This window comes from Gilliamella sp. B3783 (assembly GCF_026536125.1).
Lineage (GTDB): Bacteria > Pseudomonadota > Gammaproteobacteria > Enterobacterales > Orbaceae > Gilliamella.
Genome location: NZ_JAFNOU010000001.1, coordinates 63357 through 84677, shown reverse-complemented (window position 1 = coordinate 84677; position 21321 = coordinate 63357). Strand labels below are relative to the sequence as shown.

Sequence of the window (21321 nt, the reverse complement as noted above, 5' to 3'; positions counted from 1 at the left end):
TTATTGGATAATTAGATTAATCATATGATCTCAAAAAACTATTCTCGTCACAACCATGTATATGTTCAAATTAAAAAATAAAGATTATTTGATGATAGATTAATCAGTTATTGAGTGAGGTAATTGAGGATTTATTTATGATTACTGTAAATTGAAATTTTATGGAGGAGACCCTATCAGCCGCATCCCACACACATACTTTTTACTTTGGCTGCTTCCTTCCGGACCTGACCTGATGAGCAAAAAAACGTTGCAAGAGGACCCATAGAGCCTCCATAGAAGAGGCGTTATTATGCTTTATTTGGAAAAATAAAACAACTACTTTATTAAAAAAGAAAATAGCCTTTCCGCTTTTCAACTGAAGAAAGGCTATGTGATCAATGGATATAAGAAATTAATTTAGCGATTGATAACTAAATTTTTTTCAATTCGTTCTCTAAATTTTATCCCTGGTCTAAATGTGACAACTCGACGAGCTGAAATGTCTACACTTTCCCCTGTTTTTGGATTACGACCTGGGCGTGAATTTTTATCTCGTATAGCAAAATTACCAAAACCGGATAATTTAACTGGTTCCCCTTTTTCTAAAGCCACTCGAATCTCTTCAAAAAAAAGTTCAACAAGGACTTTAGCTTCTTGGCGATCTATATTAAATTTTTCGGCAAGACGATCTGCAATATCAGCTTTAGTTAATGTCATAGTTATTATTCTCTTAATAGGGCTTTAAAACGAATTTGTAAGGCTGTAATACATTTGCTTACAATGTTTGTTATATCTTCTTCTTCAAGTGTACGTGATTTGTCTTGTAAAATCAAACTGATAGCAAGGCTTTTTTGATCTTGTTTAATGTTATCACCTTGATAAACATCAAACAAATTGACTTTAATAAGTTGCTCTCCGCCAGCACGTTTACACTCAGCTATAATATCTGCTGCTGGAATTGTATTTGAGACGACAATAGCTATATCTCGTTTATTTGACGGATACTTCGATAGGTCTTGAGCAACAGGTACCTTCTTATCGCTAATTTTAGCTAAATTTATTTCAAAAACAAGCGATTTACTATTTAAAGATAATTTTTTTTCGATTTCTGGATGCAATACGCCAAAATAGCCAATAATTTCATTGTTCAAATATATGGCCGCACTTTGCCCTGGGTGTAATGCATTGATGTCTGCTTTTTTAAATTCAACAGTTTCGCTACAGCCTAATAGTGCCAAAATAGATTCTATATCCCCTTTTAAGTCATAAAAATCGATATTTCGTTTAGGCAATGCCCAATGTTCTTCATATAAGTTACCGGTGACAACGCCTGATAACATGAGTTCTTGACGAACGCCAAATTCACAACTTTGATCTGGAACAAAACGTAAACCAGTTTCAAAAAGACGAATACGTGATTGTTGACGGTTTTGATTGTACAACACTGCATCTAATAATCCAGACCAAAGCGATAAGCGCATTACAGACATTTCACTTGAAATTGGGTTTGGCAGCGTTATTGCAGTTTGCTCAGAATGAAGAAGACTTTGAATTTTTGGATCAACAAAGCTATATGTAACGGCTTCTTGATAACCACGATCAACCAATAAATCTTTAATTCGTTTTAACGCTATGTGGCTTTCTGGCTTCGGTTTCATAACTAATTCAATTTTCATATTCGCATTAGGAATATTGTTATAGCCATAAATACGGGCTACTTCTTCAACTAAATCTTCTTCTATTTGTAAGTCAAATCGCCAACTCGGTGCTTCAACGGTCCAAATCTCATTTTTGAATGAGACGTTACATCCTAATCGTTCAAGAATATCAATTATTTTTTGCGTTTCAATTTTATAACCGATAATGCGATCTATTTTTGAACGATGTAATTGAATGGTCGCTTGTTTTGGCAAGTGTTCTTCGTTGGTAATATTAACAACAGGACCTACCTCACCACCACAAATTTCAATAATTAATTGAGTTGCTCTTTCGATTGCAACATTTTGTAAAGCAGGATCGACTCCGCGTTCATAACGATGAGAAGCCTCAGTATGCAAACCATATTCACGTGCTTTACCGGTAATAGCTAATGGAGCAAAAAATGCTGATTCTAGAAAAATATCTTTGGTTGACGTTGTAACACTTGATTTTTCACCGCCCATAATACCGGCCATCGCGAGTACTTTTTGCTGATCAGCAATGACAAGCGTATTATCATTTAATTTGACTTCATTACCATTTAATAATGTGAGTTTTTCATCTTGATGTGCATAACGAACAACAATCCCTTTTTCGATTTGAGCTAAATCGAACGCATGCATTGGATGACCAAGTTCGAGTAATACATAATTAGTAATATCTACAATGGCATCAACTGAACGAATTCCACCACGACGCAACTTTTCTTTCATCCATAATGGCGTAGCTGCTTCGATATTGATGTTTTTGATTACTCTTCCTAGGTAGCGAGGGGCTGCCTTTGGAACATCTATTTGAATTGAGACGGTATCGGAAATTGACGCTGGTACGTTTGTTACTTTAAGCTCCTTCATTGGTATATTGTTAACCGCTGAAATATCACGAGCAACGCCAACAATACCAAAACAATCAGCTCGATTAGGTGTAACACTAATATCAATCATAACATCGTTAAGATTTAAATATTCTCGAATATCTTGTCCTAAAGGAGCATCTTCAGGTAACTCAATAATACCATTATGATCATCAGCAATACCTAATTCAGAATAAGAGCACAGCATTCCTTCTGAAGGTTCACCTCGGAGTTTTGCTGATTTGATTTTGAAATCTCCTGGTAAAACAGCCCCAACAGTTGCACAAGCAACCATTAAACCTTGACGGCAATTAGGTGCGCCGCAGACAATGTCTAATAATTCAGATTTACCAATATCGACTTTTGTCACGCGTAGTTTATCGGCATTAGGATGCTGTTTGCATTCTACCACTTTTCCAACAACGACACCTGTAAAATCACCAGCAACTTTTTCGATATCATCAACTTCTAATCCAGCCATAGTTAATTGATCGGCTAGTGTATCGCTACTTATTTCTGGATTGATCCATTCACGTAGCCAACTTTCACTAAATTTCATGTTTTGATCTCCAGAATTAATTAAATTGCTTTAAGAAACGTAAATCATTTTCAAAAAATGAGCGTAAATCGGTGACACCGTAACGTAACATGGTTAATCTTTCGATTCCCATACCAAAAGCAAACCCATTATAGACATCAGGATCGATACCGACATTACGCAACACATTTGGGTGGACCATACCACAACCTAGAACTTCAAGCCATTTACCGTTTTTCGCTTTGATATCAACTTCGGCTGAAGGTTCAGTAAATGGAAAGTAGCCAGGTCGAAAACGAATTTCCATATCATCTTCAAAAAAGCAGTGAAGAAAATCATGCAATAGCCCTTTCAAATGAGTAAAGCTAATATCTTTATCAATCAATAAACCTTCCATTTGATGGAACATTGGCGTGTGAGTTTGATCATAGTCATTGCGATAAGTTCGACCTGGAGCAATGATTCGAATAGGTGGTTTTTGTGTTTCCATTGTTCTAATTTGAACAGTGGATGTTTGTGTTCTTAATAAACGATTTGCATCAAACCAAAAGGTATCATGATCTGCTCGAGCAGGATGATGAGAAGGGATATTAAGTGCATCAAAGTTATGATAATCATCTTCAATTTCGGGTCCTGTTTCAACAACAAAGCCCAGCTCACCAAAAAATTCAACTAAACGATTTATTGTTTTGGTGACGGGATGTAATCCCCCTAATTCAAGCGTTTTACCCGGTAATGAGATATCGATGGTTTCGTTGGCTAATTTTGCATCAAGAGCCTGGCGCTCTAAAAGTTGACGTTTTTGATTTAATAATTCAACGACTATTTGCTTAGCATCATTGATTTTTTGACCGACCGCGGGACGTTCATCGGCAGGAACATCACGTAAAGAAGCCATTTGCATGGTAAAGTAACCTTTTTTACCAAAATATTCTACACGTATCTGTTCGATCGCATTAATGTCATTAGCACCTTCAATAGCGGATTTGGCATTATTCACCAGTTCAACTAATTGAGACATACAGTTCTCCTGCTTATTGTTCATTATATAAAAAAAGCCTCTTTTGAGGCTTTATAATTATTTTTCGTTTTTTCCTTGCCTCACGAACCAATATTACTATTGAAGCTAAAAAACAAACGAAAAATAACTAAATTCATCATTAATCCACTTTTTTAAAATAAATCATTTATATTTAAAATAATAAAAGCCGAGATAACTCGGCTCTTATAAAGCTATTATAATGCAGCTTTTGCTTTTTCAACTAATGCAGCGAATGCATTTTTATCAAATACAGCAATATCTGCAAGGATCTTACGATCGATTTCAATTGATGCTTTCTTTAAACCATTAATGAAACGGCTATAAGAAAGACCACATTGACGAGCTGCCGCATTGATACGCACAATCCATAATTGACGGAATTGACGTTTACGTTGACGACGGTCACGATAAGCATATTGTCCAGCTTTGATTACTGCTTGGAAAGCAACACGATAAACACGTGAACGAGCTCCATAATAACCTTTTGCTTGTTTTAAAATTTTCTTGTGACGTGCACGAGCAATAACACCACGTTTAACACGAGCCATAAATCATATCCTCTAAATAGTTAACCAAAATTAAGCGTATGGAACACACGCTACAACTAAACCTAAATCACCTTTTGACACTGTTGTCAAACCACGTAAATGACGTTTACGTTTAGTTGATTTTTTAGTTAAGATATGACTTTTGTTAGCTTGCTTATGCTTAAAGCCACCAGAAGCTGTTTTTTTAAAGCGCTTTGCTGCGCCTTTTACAGTTTTAATTTTAGGCATTTTATTAATTCCTACTTCGCATTGTTAATAACACAAAATAATGGTGTAACGTTTAACAAAATTAAAAATTAACTTGATGAACCATTATTTCTTCTTCGGCGCAAGCACCATAATCATTTGACGACCTTCGATCTTAGTTGGATAAGATTCGATGATTGCCAAATCAGCTAAGTCTTCTTTAATGCGATCAAGCATTTCAGTGCCTAACTGTTGGTGAGCCATTTCTCGACCACGAAAACGTAGCGTTACTTTAGCTTTATCGCCATCTTCTAGAAAGCGCATCAGGCTGCGGAGTTTTACCTGATAGTCGCCTTCGTCTGTACCAGGTCTGAATTTAATTTCCTTAACCTGAACAACCTTTTGCTTCTTCTTCTGTTCTTTTGTTGCTTTACTCTTTTCATAGAGGAACTTGCCATAATCCATAATTCGACAAACAGGTGGCTCTGCATTAGGGCTTATTTCAACTAAATCTAGAGTTGCTTCTTCGGCTTGCTTTAAAGCTTCATCTAAGCTAACTATACCGAGCTGTTCACCATCGACGCCGGTTAACCTCACCTCGCGAGCAGTAATTTCATCATTGATTTTATGCGCGCGTGTTGACTGAATTCGTTTACTGACTTTAATATCTCATTCCTCCAAATTAATTTATCATTAATTCATCTGTTCTAATGAACGACTATGAATTTCGTTAAGCAACAATTCTATAACATGTTTCACTTCAAAGCTACCAAGATCTTTACCTTGACGAGTTCGAACTGAAATTGTTCCTGATTCCATTTCTTTGTCTCCACAAACAAACATATAAGGAACACGTTTTAGAGTATGCTCGCGGATTTTAAACCCTATTTTCTCATTTCTCAAGTCTGCTTTTGCTCTAATACCAACTTTTTGTAGTTGCTCGGTTAATTGTTTTGCATATTCAGCTTGATTATCGGTAATATTGATGACAGCAACTTGTAATGGTGCAAGCCATGTTGGGAAAAATCCTGCACAGTTTTCGGTTAAGATACCCATAAAACGCTCCATAGAACCTAAAATAGCCCTATGAATCATAACCGGTGTGTGGCGTTCATTATCTTCGCCAACATAAGTTGCATCTAAACGTTCAGGTAACATAAAGTCAAGTTGAACTGTACCACACTGCCATGCTCGACCTAAACAGTCATGTAACGTAAATTCGATTTTAGGACCATAAAATGCTCCTTCACCTGGTAAATATTCAAATTCAATACCATTTTCGGTTAAGCAGTCAGCTAAATCTTTTTCAGCTAAATCCCAAGTTTCATCTTTACCAATACGTTTTTCAGGACGTGTTGATAATTTGACCGTAATATCAGTAAAGCCAAAAGTGCTGTAAGTGTCATAAACCATTTTAATACAGCTGTTTACTTCACCTCGAATTTGGTTTTCAGTACAGAAAATATGCGCATCATCTTGGGTAAAACCACGTACACGCATCAACCCATGCAAAGAACCAGAAGGCTCATTACGATGACAACTACCAAACTCTGCCATGCGCAAAGGTAAATCACGATAAGATTTCAAACCTTGGTTAAAAATTTGCACATGCCCAGGACAGTTCATTGGTTTAATACAATATTCACGATTTTCAGATGAAGTCACAAACATTAACTCTTTATAGTTACCCCAGTGCCCCGTTTTTTCCCACAACACTCGATCCATCATAAATGGACCTTTTACTTCTTGGTAGTCATATTCTTTAAGTTTGGTACGAACGAACACTTCAAGCTCACGGAAAATAATCCAGCCATCATTATGCCAAAACACCATGCCAGGGGCTTCTTCTTGCATATGATAAAGGTCAAGTTGTTTACCGATTTTACGATGATCGCGTTTGGCCGCTTCTTCTAAAAATTGTAGATAACTATCTAATTGCTTTTTGTCAGCCCAAGCTGTCCCATAAATACGTTGTAACATTTTATTATCACTATTGCCGCGCCAATAAGCACCCGCAACTTTTTGTAATTTAAAATGATGACAAAAACGCATATTTGGTACATGCGGACCACGACACATGTCGATATACTCTTCATGATGATAAAGTGCTGGCGTTGAATCTTTCGGTATGTTTTCATCTAAAATAGCGATTTTATAAGGTTCATGACGTTCCCAAAAGACTTCTCTGGCTCTTTCCCAACTAACGACTTCCTTTATAACTTCATAATCTTTTTTAGCCAATTCATGCATACGTTTTTCAAGCGCATCAAGATCTTCTTGTGTTAAAGAGTGTTCTAAATCAACATCATAATAAAAACCATTGTCAATTGTCGGCCCAATAGCCATTTTCGTATCCGGCCATAATTGTTTAATGGCATGACCCAATAAATGTGCACAAGAATGGCGAATAATTTCAAGTCCATCTTCATCTTTAGCGGTAATGATTGCTAATGTTGCATCTTGATCAATGAGGTCACAAGCATCTTTACGCTGTCCATTAACACGCCCTGCAATACATGCTTTGGCAAGACCTGCACCAATACTTTGAGCGACTTCTAAAACAGTAACCGGTTTATCAAACTGACGTTGACTTCCGTCAGGAAGAGTAATAATTGGCATAATAAATCCTTATAACAGTGGTGCGCCACACGAAAGCGCACATGTGTGTAAATATTGCATCTAAAATAATAGATCGCGTATACTACCACTTATCATAAGGATTTCAAATAGAAATAGTGGTCTTATGAATATTAATAATGAATATTTTTTACTATACTGAATCGTATAATTAACATGAAATTTTTAACGAAATTTGCATCTTAAAACGGTTAAACGATTTATGATTGATAGTTGTTTAAGTTGAATGGTTTGTTAATGCTATTATGAACATTTGGATTGATGCTGATGCTTGCCCTAACCCAATTAAAGAAATTTTATATCGAATCGCTATTCGTAAATCAATCAAAATTAATTTAGTTGCTAATCAATGGTTAAATATTCCGCCTTCACCTTTTATTTCTCGATTACTTGTTGAACATGGTTTTGATAAAGCAGATAACAAAATTGTCGAACTTGTTGAATTAAATGATTTGGTCATTACATCTGATATACCTTTAGCATCAGATGTATTAAATAAAGGCGCTTTTGTTCTTACACCTAGAGGTGAAGTTTATACGTTAGAAACAATTAAAGAGCGGCTAGTGATGAGAGATTTTATGGAAACAATGCGAGCAAGTGGAATACAAACTAAAGGACCCGCTCCCTTTTCAAGTAAGGACCGCGAAAAATTCGCCAATCAACTTGATATTTTAGTTAATAGGTTAACTAAATAAAGTTAATCATTTTGATAAGAAAATTATACCTATATTTTAAAATATTTATCTTTAATAACGTTACGACGTTATATTTTTAAAAATAATTCTCTACTTTTAAATGGTTTTGCACCTATATAAGGTTTCAATGCAATTCTGGTAAAACGTTTGGCCGCTTTAAGTGTATCTTCATTATTAAACTGACGTTTGCCAAAAGCTAAAACGTGTTCACCACTAAAACTAGTACTATTTTGCAGTAAACTACTAATAAACCCTTTTTCTGATTGATATTGATAATGCATTGTTTCAACAATATCATCACCGGTTGCACTGCAATGAAAAAAATCAACGTGATAACCTAAGTTTTCTAATAAAGATAGCTCAAAACTACGTAACACATTTTCAGCAGAAACTTGCTGTGCGAGTTGCTGTAAGCTTTGTAAATAGTCATCAAAAAGTGTAGGCATTTCTGTTTCGGCAACCAGCACTCGATGGAGTAACTCGTTTAAATAAAAAGCGCTATATAAATGAATTGAAACCAAAGGTAGTGTCAAAGACACCGCTTCAACCTGGCGTAATGTTTTTATTTCACCTTGACCAGAATATTGAACAATTAATGGAGTAAAGGGTTGTAAAATGCCCTTTAACGCGGATTTTTTACGTCTGGCACCTTTAGCTAAAATAGTTATTTTCCCTTTATTTTCAACAAATAAATCAGCTAATAGACTACTTTCACTGTAAGTTCTGGTATGAAGTATAAATGCTCTTTGCCAATTTTCCATTAAAAAAGCCTTTTAATTGCGTCGCAATTTTTTATCCACAAGGGTATCTGACCAAAATTTAAGTAATTTTATGAAATTTTCACCTGAAATCTAGCTGAAAATCCGATATAATCAATTGCTAAAAACTACAGGATTATAGGATAAATAAAAGACAAGCTATGGAACTTTTTTCAATAATTTTACTTATAGTATTAATTGTATCACTTTCTGGTGTCGTTGTTAAAATGTTACCAATACAAATTCCACTACCACTTATGCAAATATTGTTGGGATGTATATTGGCAGCGTTTGGTGTTTATGTGAAGTTCGATCCAGAACTATTTCTTGTTTTATTTATACCTCCTTTACTTTTTGCTGATGGTCGAAAAACATCAGTTAAAGATTTCGTCTATAATTTCAGAGAAATTGTTGGATTGGCCTTAGTATTAGTGGTGATATCCATCATTGCATTGGGTTATTTGTTACATTGGATTTTACCAAATGTGCAATTAGCCGCAGGTTTGGCTTTGGCTGCCGTATTATCACCAACCGATGCGGTTGCGTTAAGTGGCATTGTCGGTAAGGGTCGAATCGAAAAAGAAAAAATGGAAATAATTGAAGGTGAAGCTTTAATGAACGATGCATCTGGCTTAGTATCATTAAACTTTGCAATAGCCATCGCCGCAGGCGCGATACAGTTCGATTTATTACAAATTAGCGTGACATTCTTTGTTGTTGCCATTGGTGGATTAGCTATTGGTGTTTTATTTACCTGGTTATATGCACGCATTTTAAGAAAAATAAATAAACTTACCCATAATGATCCGGCAATCCAAATTGTGCTGTTATTCTTACTTCCTTTTGCTGCTTATATTATTGCCGAAGAATGCCACTGTTCAGGTATTTTAGCTGCAGTTAGCGCCGGCATGACAGTTAATCAATCTGGCATGATGAGAAATGCACCTTTAACAGCGCGTTTACAATCAGATAGTACTTGGTCAATGTTAACTTTTGTGTTCAATGGTTTTGTATTTATTTTATTAGGAATTCAATTACCAAGTATTTTAACGAATACTTTTGCTGAGAATCAAACCGATGCATCCATTGAAGTCTGGCAATTATGTTTAATTGTGCTGTTTGTCTTCATTGCTTTAATGGGAACAAGATTCGCTTGGCTTTGGGCAATGAAACATATGCCAACAATGCCATTTGGTACCAAACGCCCTCTTGCATTTCGATCTTATTCAACCCGAGATTTGTTAATTTCAACTTTTGCAGGTGTACGCGGCGCAATAACCCTTGCCGGTGTTCTCTCTATTCCAATGACAATCGGCGGCCGATATCAACTTGTCTTTATAGCAACAGGCATTATCCTTATTTCATTAATTGCCGCTGTGATTATATTACCGATATTATTAAGAGGTAGCGTCATTTTAGATAATTCCGAACAAGATAATGAAATTCTTACTGTAAAAGGTCATATGGCCGAAGAAGCCATTGTCAGTTTAGAAAAAATGCAAAATAACTTATTACAAGAAACAACCGAAAACAGCATGGATCAAGAAATTGTTAATGAAGTCGGTTCTCGTGTTATCGGTTCGTTAAGACGTAGAACGGGGCTGAAGGACTTAGAACAAAAAGCACTTGAAGCCGAAAATCTTGAAAGGCGCATGCGTTTAGTTGCTATTGGTGCAGAGCGTACGTCGTTATTACAAATGAAAATTCGTAATGAAGTGAGTGAAGAAGTTTTCGAGCATTTAAATACAGATTTAGATATTTATGAAAAAATGATTTCTGGGGATGTATAAATGATAAGCAATCATCACTTATTAGGAAAAATACACTCAACATTTGTCGACAAAGCCCCTCAAATGTTGGGGGTAACGTTGCGTTGTATTCCTTTCAATTTAAAAAAACAAGTTATCGAACAATTGTTACAATTACAATTTAAGCATTCACTTGAGGATGGAGATCTTGATTTTTTAGAAAATCGTTGGCTCAAAATCGAAGTGACCGATTTACAACTAGTCTGGTTTGTAAGTCTGATTGAGAATAAATTAGTTGTTAGTCGTGAAGAGATTGCTGATGTTAGTTTTATAGGTAATGCAAACGATCTAATTATGATAGCAACTCGACGACAAGATCCCGATACATTATTCTTTCAACGTCGATTAATTGTTGAAGGCGATACTGAACTAGGTTTATATGTCAAAAATCTTATGGACTCGATTGAAATAGAAGCCATGCCTAAATTTTTAAGGATAACACTCGAAAAACTTGCAGATATTATCCAAACCGCACCTCAGAATTAAGTCAATTTGCTCAATTTTAAACAAAATTGAGCAAATAAACGTTTCAAATACGACATTCTATTTTCAATAACTAACAATAATTCATTTACTGTTATTTAGCTATCATTAAATAAACAACTAATTATATGTTTTGAACCATAATAAATTTCTTAAAAATGGGGTTCTGTTTATTTTTCCTCTATTTATTAGACTGTTAGAAGCTTAAATTAGACATAGCATTATCTCCTATATAGCGTTATATTTAAAGGGTGATGAAATAATTATCAGAGATATGACGAGTGTTCACTCCCCATGAACCTTAATCTTTGTTAAACAATTTATCAGCAAAACGGAAAAATATTACAGGAGGAACCTTTATGTCTTTGATGAAAAAATTGATGATAAGTATTGCGATTGTTACAACGTCATTTTCTAGCTTTTGTCTCGAATTTAATAATCAGCTTGAGGCTGACTACAACATACCTAATTTCAAATTTAATGATGGAAACACGGTCGAAAATTTACGAATACATTATACAACTCTTGGTAACCCAAATGGAAAACCAGTGCTAGTCTTACATGGTACAACGGGAAGTGGAAATGCAATGTTAAATAAAAGTTTTGGTCATGCCCTTTTTGACAAAGGTATGCCCTTAGATGCTGAAAAATATTATATTATTCTTCCTGATGCTATTGGTACGGGTAAATCATCGAAACCTTCGGATGGTCTAAAAAGTGATTTTCCACATTATGATTATACCGATATGGTAAATGCGCAGTATCAACTTGTAAAAAACGGTTTAGGAATAAAACATCTTACACTAATAATTGGTAATTCAATGGGTGGCATGGAAACTTGGAAATGGGTTACCCTGTACCCTGATTTTATGACTGCAGCAGTACCATTAGCATCCACACCAGCAGCAATGTCTAGTCGAAATTGGATAATGCGAAAAATGGTCATTAATGCAATTAAAAACGATCCTGATTGGCATAATGGCTTTTATGATAAACAGCCGACAAAGTTCCAAACTGTTTATAATTACTACAATATTGCAACCGATGGGGGGGATATCGCCTGGCAAAACCAAGCATATAATACCGAAATAACTGAACAGATTTTGACAAAAAAACTTAATGAACATGTGACAATGGATACTAATGATTTTCTATACCAATGGGATGCAGCAAGAAATTTCGATCCATCGAACGATTTAACAAAAATTAAAGCCCATCTATTAGTGATCAATTCAGCTGATGATGAAAGAAACCCTGCAAAAACTGGCGTGATGGAAAACGCATTAAAAAAAATTCCTAATGTTAAATATTTTTTAATCCCTGCCAGTGATAAAACTAGTGGACATAGTACAACCATGAAAGCGGATTTATGGAAAGACCAATTATCCACATTTCTTGAAGAAAACAAAATCAATTAATAATCGTAGTTTAATAAAAGTGGGTAATGCATTTTTACCTACTTTTTTCGCTATGTCATAATTGGTTTATTTAAGCCCGAAACACTTACCATTTGTTACAATGTCACAAAAAATATAATTCTCAATGAAATAATCCCCAAGAAAATACTTAGATTCTGTTATAATCAGCTAATTAACTAGTAACATTACTTTTTAGCCATTAAGCTGTCATTTTGAATATCAATAATCAATTATAAAATCATGCAACTTGGTTGACGGCTATAAGGCAGCAAAAACGATAAAAATGAAAAACAACACCGAACTTCCTACTTTTTACTTTCATGATTATGAAACTTTTGGTATCAATCCTGCTTTGGATAGGCCAGCGCAATTTGCTGGAATTAGAACAGATAGTGATTTTAATATCATTGAGGAACCTTTAGTCATTTATTGTCAAATTGCTCAAGACTATTTACCAAATCCAGAAGCAGTATTAATCACAGGAATTACACCACAAAAAGCAAATTCGAAAGGTCTGTGTGAAGCAGAGTTTACCAAATTAATTCATCAAGCATTCAGCCAAGCCAATACCTGCATCTTAGGTTATAACAATCTTCGTTTTGATGATGAAGTGACTCGCAATATTTTGTATCGAAATTTTTATGACCCTTATGCCTATAGTTGGCAAAATGGCAATTCTAGGTGGGATCTTCTTGATGTTGTGCGTGCTTGTTACGCCTTAAGACCTGATGGTATCAATTGGCCTATTAATGATGCGGGTTTCCCAAGTTTTCGTTTAGAGCACTTAACAAAAGCCAACAATATTGAACATGAACACGCGCATGATGCGATGTCAGATGTTTATGCGACTATCGCTATCGGTAAATTAATTAAACAAAAGCAGCCTAAATTATTTGATTATTTTTTTAAACTTCGCCATAAAAATAACGTTGCGCAACTTATAGACATCATTAACATGACACCAATAATACATGTATCGGGCATGTTAGGTAGTTATCGAGGCAATATAACCATCGTGAGTCCAATAGCTTGGCATCCAACACAAAATAATGCGGTTATTGTCTGTGATCTTACTGGTGATATCGATTCAATCATTAATTTACCAATTGAACAAATAAGGCAAAAACTGTACACCAAAAACGAAGATTTAGCATTAAATGAATCGCGGATCCCATTAAAACTGATTCATATAAACAAATGCCCTATCGTTGCACCATTAAAAACCTTATTACCTGAAAATGCACAAAGGTTAAATATTAATGTAGCGCAATGTTTAATCAAACAGCAACAGTTATTTAAACATCAACACGCTTTACAAAACAAGATGAGAGAGCTATTTAACTCAACTGATGATTACTCCGCTAATAGCGATGTTGATGCTCAAATTTATGCAGGATTTTTAAACAACCAAGATAAATTACGGTGTGAAACTATTCGTACGACACCAATTCAATCACTTGAAAATTTATCAATGAATTTTGATGATGAACGATTAAAGACATTATTCTTTCGTTACAAAGCAAGAAATTACCCTCAAATACTAACCGAACAAGAGCGTATAATCTGGCAAGATTATTGCCAACAGAAACTGAATATAACCAAAGTCCAAGATTATCTGTTAACATTAGAACAACTTGCTCAAACCTATATACAACAACCTGAAAAACTGAATTTAATTAAACAACTTTATCATTATTGCCATTATTTAGTTGGATAATTAAATTTGAGCGGCGTATCATATAAAGAAATATTCATATCATTTCTAAACTTTGAAGTGATCATCATTATCAAAGAAAAATTAATTAGTATTAACGTTATGAAACATTTTTTAGCAAAGCATGCCACAATCAAACACCGTATATACTCTTTATACTACACGTTATTTAGTTATGGTCGAGGATTACTCGTATTAACCGCTTGTTTATGGGTAGGTAATATCATCTCACTGATATTACCAATTATGATTCCAGGCAGTATTATTGGACTACTAATTCTGTTTTTCTTATTAGCTTTTCAATTAATTCCAACTTGTTGGATTAAAAACAGTTGTAATTTATTCATGCGTTACATGACTCTGCTATTCATCCCTGCTGCAATGGGGATTATGGATAATTACTCGTTATTATTAGACAACTGGCTCCCAATCATTTTTGGTAGTGTGGGTGGCTCAATTATTGTCTTATTATTAACGGCCTTTTTGACAGAACATTTACATAATAAATCAACAATAAAAGCCGCCAAAACAGTATCAGAAAATAATGGGGATAAGCAATCATGATATGGATGTTACCTTTAACGCTTTGTGTATTTCTTATTATTCGCAGAATTTCAATAAAAATTAAATCGCCATTATTTAATCCATTGGTGGTTTCTGTCATTGTTTTAATTCCTATTTTACTCATTACAAAAACTAGCTATATTCAATATGTAAATAACGTACAAATAATTAATGACTTACTACCTTATTCAGTGGTCGCATTGGCTTATCCTTTATACGAATTGATACCACAAATCAAAGCACGCTGGAAATCAATAATGCTAATCACCTTCACTGCATCAATCGCCTCAATGATAACGGGGGTATGCATCGTATTTTGGTTGGGGGGAAGTCATGAAATTGCGGCATCAGTTTTACCGAAATCAGTAACCACAGCTATTGCTGTAACTATCGCATCTAATCAAGGCGGCGTCCCTTCAATTGCTGCACTTTGTGTTATTTTAGTTGGCACCTTAGGCGGAATCTTTGGTCATCAATTATTAAATATGGTAAAAATTAAATCTGCTTCAGCAAGAGGTCTTGCAATTGGTGCGGTTTCACATGCTGTTGGTACTGCTCGTTGTATCGAAGTTGATTATAACGAAGGTGCATACAGTTCTTTATCTTTGGTACTATGTGGTATTATGACATCATTGACAGCACCTTTTTTATTCCCAATAATGGTTTTTATTTTTGATTGGTTATAGCATGAACTTAAAAAAGCTATTGGCTTATTTTATCGGATTTTGCTTTATTATAATAACGTTGATTCTTGGTCTTGATTACTGGATCAGTTATAAAACTGCGCCTTATATTTATCAAGACGAAAATCAACTACCGCATCGAGCTATTGGTGTCGTTCTAGGTACATCTAAATATGTACGAGGCGGCGGCATAAATGGATTTTATCGAAATCGCATAGAGGGTGCCATAAACCTTTATTGGCAAGGTAAAGTGGATTACCTTCTGCTTAGTGGTGACAATGCATTACTCAGTTATAATGAACCAATTACAATGCAAAAAGATCTGATTAAAGCTGGTATTCCAAAAGAATCTATTGTTCTTGATTATGCAGGCTTTAGGACATTTGATTCGGTTGTTCGAGCAAATAAAGTTTTTGATGCCAATGATTTTACGATTATTACTCAAGAGTTTCATTGTGAGCGAGCAATCTTTATTGCATTAGCACAAGGCATTCAAGCACAATGTTTTGCAGTCCCCTCTCCTGACAATATGAAATTAGTAAGAATTCGTGAAATGTTTGCTCGTGTCAGTGCTTTTGTCGATCTTTATATTCTTAATCAAAAACCAAAATATTTAGGGCCAGTCATTCCTATTATTGCCCCTGATCGTTAACTTTGATGATCAGCATCTTAAAAAAATGAAAAATGTCGAACAAAACCAATAATTAATTTTTTGTCTCATTTTTGTGATTGCATTTTTATGCAAAAAAAAGTAATATTTAGTCAATTTGAATTTAAGAAAACGAATAATGAATATTGAATTAGACCATATAAACTGTTTTTATGGTACCCACCAAGCTTTAAATGATGTTTCTTTATGTTATCCCCTTGGCGAAACCATTGTTTTGTTAGGACAAAGTGGTGCAGGGAAAAGCTCTTTATTAAAAGTATTTAATTTACTTGAAATTCCAACATCAGGTAAAATGACAATTGCTGATTCTCATTTTGATTTCTCAACTAAAATTAGTGAATCAACAATACGACAATTACGTAAAAATGTTGGTATGGTTTTTCAAAACTACAATTTGTGGCCACATTTAACAGTACTAGAAAATTTAATTGAGGCGCCTTGCCAAGTTTTAAAGCTTTCTAAACAAGAAGCCAGTGACAAAGCTATGTCGATTTTAGCTCGGTTACAAATCGATGAAATGGCACATCGCTACCCACTTCATCTATCTGGCGGTCAACAACAACGTGTTGCTATCGCTAGAGCATTGATGATGGAACCACAAATTTTATTATTTGATGAACCAACTGCGGCTTTAGATCCGGCAATTACATCGCAAATAGCCGAGATTATTAATGAATTATCCCAAACAGGGATCACACAAATTATTGTCACGCATGAAGTTGATTTTGCTCGAAAAGTGGCTTCACAAGTGATTTATATGGAACACGGTAAAATTATTGAGCAAGGACAACTAGAATGTTTTGCTCATCCAAAAACCGAAGAATTTAAATCTTATTTATCACATTAATTAATATAAAATTGGGTGGATATATGAAAAAAACGTTACTAGCCATTTTGCTTGCAGGATCAGCTTTTGCTGCTCAAGCTGCAGAAACCTTAACCATTGGTACAGAAGCGACTTATGCGCCTTTTGAGTTTACCAACGAAAAAAATGAAATTGTTGGATTTGATATTGATGTGATTAATAAAATTTGTGATGAAATTAAAGCATCATGTAATATTGTTAATCAATCATTCGATGGATTAATTCCTAGTTTAAAAACTCGCCGTATTGATGCTGCAATTGCAGGTATTGATGTGACACCAGAACGCCAAAAACAAGTGGATTTTACTAAAATATATTATGATGATAGTTCTATTCAATTTATTACGCTAAAAGATTCATTAACCAGTTTAGATCAACTAAAAGGCAAACGAATTGGTATACAAAAAGGGACAACTTATTCAAAATATTTGAATGAAAAATATCCTGATGTTAAAGCCGTAAGTTATGACAGTTATCAATTTGCTTTTTTAGATTTAAAAGCTAAACGCATTGATGCTATTGTTGCAAGTTCATTTGTTGCTGGTGACTGGCTAGGTAAAGATAGTGAAATTGTCGCATTAGGTGATAAAATTACTGATCATGAATTTTTTGGTGAAGGTTTAGGTATAGCATTACGTAAAGGTAACGATAAATTACGTGATCAATTTAACCAAGCTATTGATAAACTGAAAGCAAATGGTCAATTAGACGAAATTTACAAAAAATGGTTTAATAAATAATCATTAAACTTTAATTTAGACTTTATGATGACCTCGCCGCATATTTTGCGGCGAGTTTATTTTTTTAATTTAACAACGGTTTTTTTATGTCAGACTTTCTTGCAAACGGGATGAACTGGATCTTATCATCAATGGATGGTTATATTTTGCCGCTAACTAAAGCGACATCTATTACCTTGTCATTAGCGTTTATATCGCTAATTGTAGGCATGTTTTTTGCGTTTATTTTTACAATTTTAGAATCCATTCCTTTTAAACCCGTTGCATGGTTAATGTCACTGTTTAACTTAACCATACGTGCCCTACCAGAACTTTTGATAGTGGTAGCAATTTATACAGGATTACCTTTGCTGTTAATGGCATTAGATGATGGTTTTTCTATATCATTAGGTTTTACATCATTCACACTACAAATGAATATCGAAAATACAAAACCCGATCCTTTTTTATGTGGTGTGATTGCCTTATCATTACTTTATGCTGTTTATGCATCACAAACATTACGAGGGGCATTCAAAGCGATTTCAAGTGGACAAAAACAGGCAGCACAGGTGCTGGGATTAAGTAAATCACGTACTTTTTTCCGTATTATTTTGCCTCAAATGTGGCGCCATGCTCTACCTGGATTAAGTAATCAATGGTTAATTTTACTAAAAGATACAGCACTAGTGTCAGCCATTGCTATTGATGATTTAATGATGCAAACGAAAACAATTATAGCTCGAACAAATCAACCCTTTCTCTGGTATTTTATTGCTATGATTATTTACTTGGTTATTTCGATTTTAAGCCAAAAAGTTATCGGGCGAATCGAAAAACGCTCAACCTATTTTGAACAATCTAATTCTGCTAATAACCAGTAAGGTCAATTTATGTTTGATAATTTTATTTACTATCTTAAAATCATTTTACAGGGGCTACCTAATACACTAAGTTTGGGTATTTTAGGGATCTTATCTGCTGGTTTATTAGCAATAATCTTTTCTTGCTTATTATCATTGAATTCGAAAGTATTAACTAAGGCAATTCGAACCTATATTATTATATTTACGGGTTCACCACTGCTAGTCCAATTATTTCTAATTTATTATGGACCATCACAATTTGGTCAAACGTTAAGTCATGTACCAGCATTTTATGATCTTATCTCCTCTCCTTGGTTTTGTGCTTACTTAGCTCTGACACTTAATAGTGCAGCTTATACTACTCAGATTTTTTATGGGGCTCTAAAAGCAGTGCCACAAGGGCAGTGGCAGGCTTGTAAAGCTTTAGGTATGAACAAATGGCAGACGTTGAAAGTTGTTATGCCTTATGCATTAAAACGATCATTATCAACCTATTCCAACGAAGTGGTTTTTGTAGTTAAAGGCACTGCTCTAGCGTCTATGATACCGGTAATGGACATTATGGGATACAGTAATGAATTAAATGGTGATTACTACGACTTTTCAATTTTTATTGTTGCAGGCTTAATTTATCTCTTGATAAATGGTTTATTAAGCACCATTATGAGAGTTATAGAGAAAAAAGCCCTCACATTCGAAAACTAATAAATATGAGCCAATTTGATTCGACATTTTTTTTAAAAACTGTTCCCCATAAACCGGGTATTTATCAGATGTTCAATGATAAAGACACGATTATTTATGTAGGAAAGGCCAAAGATCTCAATAATCGATTAAAAAGCTATTTTAATAATAGTAAAAAAACGTTAAAGACCGATAGACTGGTAAGTCACATTCATCGAGTTGAATTTACTATTACTAATACCGAAACAGAAGCTTTATTACTCGAACAGACTTATATTAAAAAGCATCAACCTCGTTATAATGTACTATTAAAAGATGATAAAAGTTATCCCTTCATCAAATTAAGTAAAGAACGTCATCCCCAATTATCACTTTATCGAGGGACAGTTAATCGCAAAAAAGATGAATTTTTTGGTCCTTACCCAAGTGGCTATGCGGTTAAACAAATTCTTGCACTATTGCAAAAAACGTTTCCGATAAGACAATGTTTAAACTCGACTTATCGTAACCGTACTCGCCCTTGCTTACAGTACCAAATAAAAAGATGCTTAGGGCCTTGTGTACCAGGGTTAGTCAGTGATGAAGATTATAACGAACAGGTTAATTATGTAAGATTATTTTTATCGGGACAATCTGAACAAATTTTACAAAAAATAACTGAAGATATGCAAACAGCAAGCCGCGAATTAAATTTTGAAAAAGCAGCGGTATTACGTGACCAGTTACAAGCTATCAAACACATTAATGAAAAACAGGCCATTTACAATAATAATGATAATCTTGATGTAATTGGATTCCATTATGAACTCGGTTTAGCATGTATCTATGTATTATTTATTCGTAATGGACAAACCTTTGGACATCGCTCCTACTTCCCTAAAGTTCCATCAAATACGGAATTAGAAGAAGTTATTGAAACATTTTTAGGTCAATTTTATCTACAAGGAAACCAAAATCGTAATATACCTAGAAAAATTTTACTCAATTTTTCATTATCAGATAAACTGCCAATGGAAGAGACACTGTCACTTATTGCTGAACATCAAGTTAAACTGATCGATGAGCCCAAAGGAGACAATTTAAAGCTTTTGAATATTGCAACGATTAATGCACAAACAGAAGTTAAAAATAAACTGCTAGAAAATTCCACAATTAAACAACGTTATGATGCCTTACAAACGTTTTTGGGAATTAAAAAAATTAATCGCATGGAATGTTTTGATATCAGTCACTTTATGGGAAAAAACACTATTGCATCTTGTGTAGTTTTTGATGACAAAGGTCCAGTTAAATCAGAATTTCGCCGTTATAATATCACCGGCATCACACCGGGCGATGATTATGCAGCAATGCAACAAGTGTTAACACGTCGTTACAGCAAAAAAGATCTACCTGAAGAAAAGATACCCGATATTATTTTTATCGATGGTGGTAAAGGTCAACTTAACCAAGCTCTACAAGTTTTTGAACAACTCGATGTAAATTGGGATAAACATCACCCTATTTTGATTGGTGTAGCCAAAGGGGCTGAACGTAAAGAAGGATTAGAAACACTCTTTTTTGAAGCGCATGGAATAGGACACTATTTAGATGACCATTCCCCTGCACTATTATTAATTCAACAAATACGTAATGCATCACATGATCATGCCATTGTTGGTCAACGCAAAAAAGGGGTAAAACAGCTCACTGACAGTGCTTTAGAGCATATTGAGGGCGTGGGCGGAAAGCGCCGACAAGCATTACTTAAACATTTTGGTGGTTTACGAGAATTAAAAAACGCCAGTATAGATGAAATTGCACAAGTGCAAGGGATATCTAAATCTTTAGCTGAAAAAATTTATCTCAATTTGCAACAATAACACATTGAAAAATTAAAATTTTTCAGGCAACATAATCATAATAAAAAC

Annotated in this window: 21 protein-coding genes, 1 other RNA gene and 1 other annotated feature; of the genes, 13 read left to right on the top strand and 9 right to left on the bottom strand. The window is 34.5% G+C overall.

Annotated elements, in window-relative coordinates; translation table 11 throughout:
* Positions 1–171 precede the first annotated feature (171 nt).
* The 8 genes from ffs to thrS form a co-directional block, all read right to left on the bottom strand.
* Positions 172–267, bottom strand: an RNA gene (gene ffs / locus J3U59_RS00360) — signal recognition particle sRNA small type.
* 132 nt (positions 268–399) lie between these two features.
* Positions 400–699 (bottom strand): integration host factor subunit alpha, encoded by a 300-nt coding sequence (locus J3U59_RS00355; RefSeq protein WP_267332835.1) that lies wholly within the window; start codon positions 697–699, stop codon positions 400–402.
* Positions 700–704: 5 nt separating this feature from the next.
* Complete coding sequence (gene pheT / locus J3U59_RS00350; RefSeq protein WP_267332836.1) at positions 705–3092, bottom strand: phenylalanine--tRNA ligase subunit beta; 2388 nt, start codon at positions 3090–3092, stop codon at positions 705–707.
* A gap of 16 nt (positions 3093–3108) precedes the next feature.
* The gene (pheS, locus tag J3U59_RS00345) at positions 3109–4092 is read right to left on the bottom strand and encodes a phenylalanine--tRNA ligase subunit alpha (protein ID WP_065633608.1); all 984 of its coding nucleotides are present in this window, start codon (positions 4090–4092) and stop codon (positions 3109–3111) included.
* A gap of 27 nt (positions 4093–4119) precedes the next feature.
* Positions 4120–4233, bottom strand: a sequence feature (Phe leader region).
* 74 nt (positions 4234–4307) lie between these two features.
* Positions 4308–4661: a 50S ribosomal protein L20 gene (gene rplT / locus J3U59_RS00340; RefSeq protein WP_024496189.1), complete on the bottom strand. Its 354-nt coding sequence runs from the start codon at positions 4659–4661 to the stop codon at positions 4308–4310.
* Positions 4662–4691: 30 nt separating this feature from the next.
* Positions 4692–4889, bottom strand: a complete 198-nt coding sequence (gene rpmI, locus J3U59_RS00335; protein WP_065557738.1) for a 50S ribosomal protein L35 — start codon at positions 4887–4889, stop codon at positions 4692–4694.
* Between the two features lie 84 nt (positions 4890–4973).
* Complete coding sequence (gene infC, locus J3U59_RS00330) at positions 4974–5513, bottom strand: translation initiation factor IF-3 (protein ID WP_065633609.1); 540 nt, start codon at positions 5511–5513, stop codon at positions 4974–4976.
* Positions 5514–5540: 27 nt separating this feature from the next.
* Positions 5541–7466, bottom strand: coding sequence for a threonine--tRNA ligase (thrS, locus tag J3U59_RS00325; protein WP_267332837.1), 1926 nt, complete (start codon positions 7464–7466; stop codon positions 5541–5543).
* 263 nt (positions 7467–7729) lie between these two features.
* Between thrS and J3U59_RS00320 the strand changes: the two genes are divergently transcribed.
* On the top strand, positions 7730–8179 hold the full coding sequence (locus tag J3U59_RS00320) for a YaiI/YqxD family protein (protein ID WP_267332838.1): 450 nt from the start codon (positions 7730–7732) through the stop codon (positions 8177–8179).
* 68 nt (positions 8180–8247) lie between these two features.
* Here J3U59_RS00320 and recO read toward each other — a convergent pair whose 3' ends face one another.
* Entirely contained in the window at positions 8248–8940 is a 693-nt protein-coding gene (recO, locus tag J3U59_RS00315; RefSeq protein WP_267332839.1) for a DNA repair protein RecO, read from the bottom strand.
* Between the two features lie 158 nt (positions 8941–9098).
* Between recO and J3U59_RS00310 the strand changes: the two genes are divergently transcribed.
* From J3U59_RS00310 to uvrC, 12 genes are all read left to right on the top strand, one after another.
* Complete coding sequence (locus J3U59_RS00310) at positions 9099–10727, top strand: Na+/H+ antiporter (protein ID WP_267332840.1); 1629 nt, start codon at positions 9099–9101, stop codon at positions 10725–10727.
* Complete coding sequence (gene ubiT / locus J3U59_RS00305; RefSeq protein ID WP_267332841.1) at positions 10728–11231, top strand: ubiquinone anaerobic biosynthesis accessory factor UbiT; 504 nt, start codon at positions 10728–10730, stop codon at positions 11229–11231.
* A 356-nt stretch (positions 11232–11587) separates the two neighbouring features.
* The gene (locus tag J3U59_RS00300) at positions 11588–12646 is read left to right on the top strand and encodes an alpha/beta fold hydrolase (protein ID WP_267332842.1); all 1059 of its coding nucleotides are present in this window, start codon (positions 11588–11590) and stop codon (positions 12644–12646) included.
* Between the two features lie 283 nt (positions 12647–12929).
* On the top strand, positions 12930–14363 hold the full coding sequence (gene sbcB, locus J3U59_RS00295) for an exodeoxyribonuclease I (RefSeq protein WP_267332843.1): 1434 nt from the start codon (positions 12930–12932) through the stop codon (positions 14361–14363).
* A gap of 99 nt (positions 14364–14462) precedes the next feature.
* Positions 14463–14924, top strand: a complete 462-nt coding sequence (locus tag J3U59_RS00290; protein ID WP_267332844.1) for a CidA/LrgA family protein — start codon at positions 14463–14465, stop codon at positions 14922–14924.
* Entirely contained in the window at positions 14921–15610 is a 690-nt protein-coding gene (locus tag J3U59_RS00285) for a CidB/LrgB family autolysis modulator (RefSeq protein ID WP_267332845.1), read from the top strand. The genes J3U59_RS00290 and J3U59_RS00285 overlap by 4 nt, the downstream gene beginning before the upstream one ends.
* Before the next feature lies 1 nt (position 15611).
* A complete protein-coding gene (locus J3U59_RS00280; protein WP_267332846.1) occupies positions 15612–16259 on the top strand; it encodes an ElyC/SanA/YdcF family protein in 648 nt (215 codons plus the stop codon).
* Positions 16260–16395: 136 nt separating this feature from the next.
* Positions 16396–17124: an arginine ABC transporter ATP-binding protein ArtP gene (gene artP, locus J3U59_RS00275; RefSeq protein ID WP_065633617.1), complete on the top strand. Its 729-nt coding sequence runs from the start codon at positions 16396–16398 to the stop codon at positions 17122–17124.
* Between the two features lie 23 nt (positions 17125–17147).
* Positions 17148–17882 (top strand): transporter substrate-binding domain-containing protein, encoded by a 735-nt coding sequence (locus J3U59_RS00270; RefSeq protein ID WP_267332847.1) that lies wholly within the window; start codon positions 17148–17150, stop codon positions 17880–17882.
* Between the two features lie 86 nt (positions 17883–17968).
* Positions 17969–18745 (top strand): arginine ABC transporter permease ArtQ, encoded by a 777-nt coding sequence (artQ, locus tag J3U59_RS00265; RefSeq protein WP_267332848.1) that lies wholly within the window; start codon positions 17969–17971, stop codon positions 18743–18745.
* 9 nt (positions 18746–18754) lie between these two features.
* Positions 18755–19432 (top strand): arginine ABC transporter permease ArtM, encoded by a 678-nt coding sequence (gene artM, locus J3U59_RS00260; protein ID WP_267332849.1) that lies wholly within the window; start codon positions 18755–18757, stop codon positions 19430–19432.
* A 5-nt stretch (positions 19433–19437) separates the two neighbouring features.
* Positions 19438–21273, top strand: coding sequence for an excinuclease ABC subunit UvrC (gene uvrC / locus J3U59_RS00255; protein ID WP_267332850.1), 1836 nt, complete (start codon positions 19438–19440; stop codon positions 21271–21273).
* The last annotated feature ends 48 nt before the right edge of the window (positions 21274–21321 follow it).

Excerpts from the sequence above, each read along its gene's own strand:
- artQ (WP_267332848.1), top strand. The coding sequence starts at position 17,969 with ATGTCAGACTTTCTTGCAAACGGGATGAACTGGATCTTATCATCAATG.
- artP (WP_065633617.1), top strand. The coding sequence starts at position 16,396 with ATGAATATTGAATTAGACCATATAAACTGTTTTTATGGTACCCACCAA.
- J3U59_RS00280 (WP_267332846.1), top strand. The coding sequence starts at position 15,612 with ATGAACTTAAAAAAGCTATTGGCTTATTTTATCGGATTTTGCTTTATT.
- J3U59_RS00300 (WP_267332842.1), top strand. The coding sequence starts at position 11,588 with ATGTCTTTGATGAAAAAATTGATGATAAGTATTGCGATTGTTACAACG.
- J3U59_RS00270 (WP_267332847.1), top strand. The coding sequence starts at position 17,148 with ATGAAAAAAACGTTACTAGCCATTTTGCTTGCAGGATCAGCTTTTGCT.
- recO (WP_267332839.1), bottom strand. The coding sequence starts at position 8,940 with ATGGAAAATTGGCAAAGAGCATTTATACTTCATACCAGAACTTACAGT.
- J3U59_RS00310 (WP_267332840.1), top strand. The coding sequence starts at position 9,099 with ATGGAACTTTTTTCAATAATTTTACTTATAGTATTAATTGTATCACTT.
- J3U59_RS00355 (WP_267332835.1), bottom strand. The coding sequence starts at position 699 with ATGACATTAACTAAAGCTGATATTGCAGATCGTCTTGCCGAAAAATTT.
- sbcB (WP_267332843.1), top strand. The coding sequence starts at position 12,930 with ATGAAAAACAACACCGAACTTCCTACTTTTTACTTTCATGATTATGAA.
- pheT (WP_267332836.1), bottom strand. The coding sequence starts at position 3,092 with ATGAAATTTAGTGAAAGTTGGCTACGTGAATGGATCAATCCAGAAATA.
- thrS (WP_267332837.1), bottom strand. The coding sequence starts at position 7,466 with ATGCCAATTATTACTCTTCCTGACGGAAGTCAACGTCAGTTTGATAAA.
- ubiT (WP_267332841.1), top strand. The coding sequence starts at position 10,728 with ATGATAAGCAATCATCACTTATTAGGAAAAATACACTCAACATTTGTC.
- pheS (WP_065633608.1), bottom strand. The coding sequence starts at position 4,092 with ATGTCTCAATTAGTTGAACTGGTGAATAATGCCAAATCCGCTATTGAA.
- J3U59_RS00290 (WP_267332844.1), top strand. The coding sequence starts at position 14,463 with ATGAAACATTTTTTAGCAAAGCATGCCACAATCAAACACCGTATATAC.
- uvrC (WP_267332850.1), top strand. The coding sequence starts at position 19,438 with ATGAGCCAATTTGATTCGACATTTTTTTTAAAAACTGTTCCCCATAAA.
- J3U59_RS00285 (WP_267332845.1), top strand. The coding sequence starts at position 14,921 with ATGATATGGATGTTACCTTTAACGCTTTGTGTATTTCTTATTATTCGC.
- rplT (WP_024496189.1), bottom strand. The coding sequence starts at position 4,661 with ATGGCTCGTGTTAAACGTGGTGTTATTGCTCGTGCACGTCACAAGAAA.
- rpmI (WP_065557738.1), bottom strand. The coding sequence starts at position 4,889 with ATGCCTAAAATTAAAACTGTAAAAGGCGCAGCAAAGCGCTTTAAAAAA.
- J3U59_RS00320 (WP_267332838.1), top strand. The coding sequence starts at position 7,730 with ATGAACATTTGGATTGATGCTGATGCTTGCCCTAACCCAATTAAAGAA.
- artM (WP_267332849.1), top strand. The coding sequence starts at position 18,755 with ATGTTTGATAATTTTATTTACTATCTTAAAATCATTTTACAGGGGCTA.